We start from the raw sequence: 3,153 nt of genomic DNA on the forward strand, positions 1-3,153 counted from the left end.
ATGCCAGCCAGCTGCGCGCGTTCAGATCGTGGGTGTGGTTGAGTTCCATGGGTGAAAGGTTCCTGGGGTCAGTCAAAGATGGAGGAGGCTGCAACGTGCCTGCTTGCGGGAGGATGGGCCAGCCCCCTCGGGGGGCAGCGAACCGTGCAGCGGTGGAATGTGGGGGCCAGGGGGCCAGCCGCCGGGCCGCCCCAAGGCAGGCCCAGCCCCCTCGGGGGGCAGCGACCCGCGCAGCGGTGGAGCGTGGGGGCCATGTTCACACCAGGGCGTCGTCGAAGATCGCCACGGCGCGGGTCCAGCCCGCCGATGCATCGCGGATCTTGTGCGGAAAGCAGCTGATGAAAAAACCGTTGGCGGGCAAGGCTTCGAGGTTGTGCATCTTTTCGATGTGGCAGTAGCCGATGTCGCGGCCCGCTTTATGGCCTTCCCAGATCAGCGAGGCGTCTTGCGTTTCGCCGTACTTCTGGGCGGTGTGCACAAAGGGTGCGTCCCAGCTCCAGGCGTCGGTGCCGGTCAGGCGCACACCACGTTCGAGCAAATACATGGTGGCTTCGTAGCCCATGCCGGCACCGGACGAGACGTAGTCGTCGTGCCCGTAGCGTGAGCCGGCGCGGGTGTTGACCACCACGATCTCCAGAGGTTTGAGCGTGTGCTCGATGCGTGCCAGCTCGGCCTCCACATCGGCGGCGGTGATCACGTAGCCATCGGCCTTGTGGCGAAAGTCCAGCTTCACACCAGGCTGGAAACACCATTCCAGCGGCACGTCGTGGATGGCGATGGCGGGCTTCTTTTCGCCCAGCGCCTTGTCCATGGTGGAGTGGAAGTGGTAGGGCGCGTCCAGGTGGGTGCCGTTGTGGGTGGAGAGCTGCACCAGCTCCACCGCCCAGCCTTCGCCATCGGGCAGGTCTTCCTTTTTCAGGCCGGGGAAAAAGGGTTCGATTTGCTCGAAGGTGTCCTCGTGGGTGAAGTACTGGATCTTGGGCGCGAAGGCCGGTGGATCGCTCACCACGTCGTTTTCGAGAAAGATGGAGAGATCGACAAATTTGCGCGGCATGGTGGGTTCCGGTAGGTGGGGCGGTCAGCAGGTGGGACCGAGGTCGCGCGTGCCGGGGAAGTAGGTGGTCGCGAAGGCGGGCCGGGCTTGCAGGCGGCGGTACCAGTCGGTCACGCGCGGCAGGTCTTTCCACTGGCCTTGCAGGTACAGGTCTTCCATGCGCACGATGCTGGGCATGATGCTGATGTCGGCCAGGGTGAACATGTCGTTGGCCAGCCATTCGGTTTTCTCCAGCGCCCGCTCCATGCGTTCCAGCGTGTCGCGCAACCGCTGTATCGCGGCATCGACCTCGGCTTGCGGGAAGCCGGTACGGCCCATCTTGAGGTAGAAGTCGCGGCGCACCGGCAGACGTTCGGCATGGGCCTGGAATTCTTCGTCGGTGAAGTCGCCGTACTTCATGACGAAGTAGGCGTTGAACGAGGGGTAGCGGATCGAGGGCGTGGGCACTTCGTCGATGTACTGCCGCCAGGCGCGCATGTGGGCCAGCTCGATCTTGTTGGACGGGCGCAGCGGCCGCTCGGGGAAGGCGTCTTCCAGGTATTCGTTGATCACCGAAGAGTCCACCACCACCCCCCCGTCGTGCAGCAAGGTGGGCACGACGCCGTTCGGGTTGAGTTTGAGGTACTCGGGTGTGAGGTGTTCGAACTTGCTGAACACCAGGGTGTGGTCCACCCACTCCAGCTGCTTTTCGGCCAGCGACATGCGCACCTTCTGGCTGCACGTGGAAATGGGGGCGTTGTAGAGCTCAAGCATGGGGTTCTCCTGCGCGGTCGGCGCGTGTGGTTTAAAAGCTTTGATTCCAATGCACCATGGGCAGACCGGCCACAGGCGAACGGAAGAAGGGAATGCGCGTACCCAGCAGGCTGCCCAGGTACACGGTGCGCAGGTCGGGGCCACCAAAGGTGATGCTGGCCATCCAGGGCGCCAGCGTGCCTTGGGCCTTGGCCATGTCGTCGGCGGTGGCGGTGCCGTCCTTCATCTTGCGGGTGAGGTTCTCGCTCGCGGCGGGGTTGCCGTCGTCGAGCAGCAGGCGCGCATCACCTTGTGGTGTGATCGCGATCAGCCGGTCCACCATCACCAGGGTGCACCAGAGGTTGCCGTGTGCGTCGAAGGCGATGCCGTCGGGCGCACCACCCAGATCGGCGGGGCCATAGACCTCGCGGTCGGTGAGCGAAACGCCTTGCGGCGATTCGACCAGGCGCATGCGCGAGATGTGCGGGCCGGTGGTCTCGACGATGTAGAGCCACTCTTCGCGCGCGTCCAGCCGCACTTCGTTGGTGAAGTGAAAGCCGTCGGCCACGACCCGCAAACCCTGTTCGTCCACCACCGCGATGTAGCCATCGCGCACCCGGCTGGAGGCGGCTTTCGTCCAGGGGTTGACGCGGGTGGAGACGGTGAGCCAGATGCGGTCGCGGCTGTCGCGCAGCACGAAGTTGACTTTGCCAATGGGCTGGCCGTCGATCTGGTCGTAGAGCACACGGCTCTGGCCGTTGCGCGACATCACTTCCAGGCGGTCGGTGCCGAAGTTGGAGATCAGGATGTCGCCATTGGCCGCGAACGCCAGTCCATTGGGCAGCGTGCCCTGGGTGAGCTTGTTCTCGAACGCGTCGCTGGTGTCGCTGGCGGCCGTGGCAAAGCGGGTGTCGGCGGTCTGGCCGATGAAGCTTTGCGTGCCGTCGGGTGCGATGCGGGTCACGCCGCCCCGGGCATCGGCGGCCCACAGCGTGCCATCGCGCTCGGCCAGAATGCATTCGGGGCGCTGCAGGTCGGTGCCCACGGTGCGGATCGCGGCGCGGTCCACCACGAAGTGGTCCAGCGGGTTGGGTGCGCGCGTGCTCATTTCAGCAACACCAGGCTGATTTGCGGAAACGCCATCAGCAAGCCCAGCACCACCAGCATGGTCAGCGTGAACGGTGCGGTGCCGCGGAAGATGTCGCCGAGACGGATGTCCAGCGTATGGCCCAGCGTGCTCTTGATCACATAGGCACTGAGCCCGAACGGCGGCGTGAGCAGACCGATCTCCACCGCCACCACCGTGATCACGCCGAACCAGATCAGGTTCAGGCCGAACTGCTGCGCGATCGGCAGCATCAGCGGCA

General features: G+C 64.9%; 4 protein-coding genes. All 4 read right to left on the minus strand.

Translation table 11 applies throughout. The features are described from left to right. Positions 1-256: 256 nt before the first annotated feature. Positions 257-1,054 carry a cyclase family protein gene (locus ABYB95_RS20220; protein WP_372661078.1) on the minus strand — a complete coding sequence of 266 codons (798 nt, stop codon included), beginning with the start codon at positions 1,052-1,054 and terminating at the stop codon, positions 257-259. Between the two features lie 24 nt (positions 1,055-1,078). Beyond that, complete coding sequence (locus tag ABYB95_RS20225; protein ID WP_372661081.1) at positions 1,079-1,807, minus strand: glutathione S-transferase family protein; 729 nt, start codon at positions 1,805-1,807, stop codon at positions 1,079-1,081. Positions 1,808-1,838: 31 nt separating this feature from the next. After that, positions 1,839-2,894, minus strand: coding sequence for an SMP-30/gluconolactonase/LRE family protein (locus ABYB95_RS20230; RefSeq protein WP_372661084.1), 1,056 nt, complete (start codon positions 2,892-2,894; stop codon positions 1,839-1,841). Beyond that, on the minus strand, positions 2,891-3,153 hold a 263-nt coding region (locus ABYB95_RS20235; RefSeq protein ID WP_372661087.1), incomplete at its 5' end, for a TRAP transporter large permease subunit. The genes ABYB95_RS20230 and ABYB95_RS20235, both read right to left, overlap by 4 nt.

This window comes from Hydrogenophaga sp. (genome assembly GCF_041633695.1).
Taxonomy (GTDB): Bacteria; Pseudomonadota; Gammaproteobacteria; order Burkholderiales; family Burkholderiaceae_C; genus Hydrogenophaga.

Coding starts and splice junctions, on each gene's coding strand:
- ABYB95_RS20220 (WP_372661078.1), bottom strand. CDS start 1,054: ATGCCGCGCAAATTTGTCGATCTCTCCATCTTTCTCGAAAACGACGTG.
- ABYB95_RS20225 (WP_372661081.1), bottom strand. CDS start 1,807: ATGCTTGAGCTCTACAACGCCCCCATTTCCACGTGCAGCCAGAAGGTG.
- ABYB95_RS20230 (WP_372661084.1), bottom strand. CDS start 2,894: ATGAGCACGCGCGCACCCAACCCGCTGGACCACTTCGTGGTGGACCGC.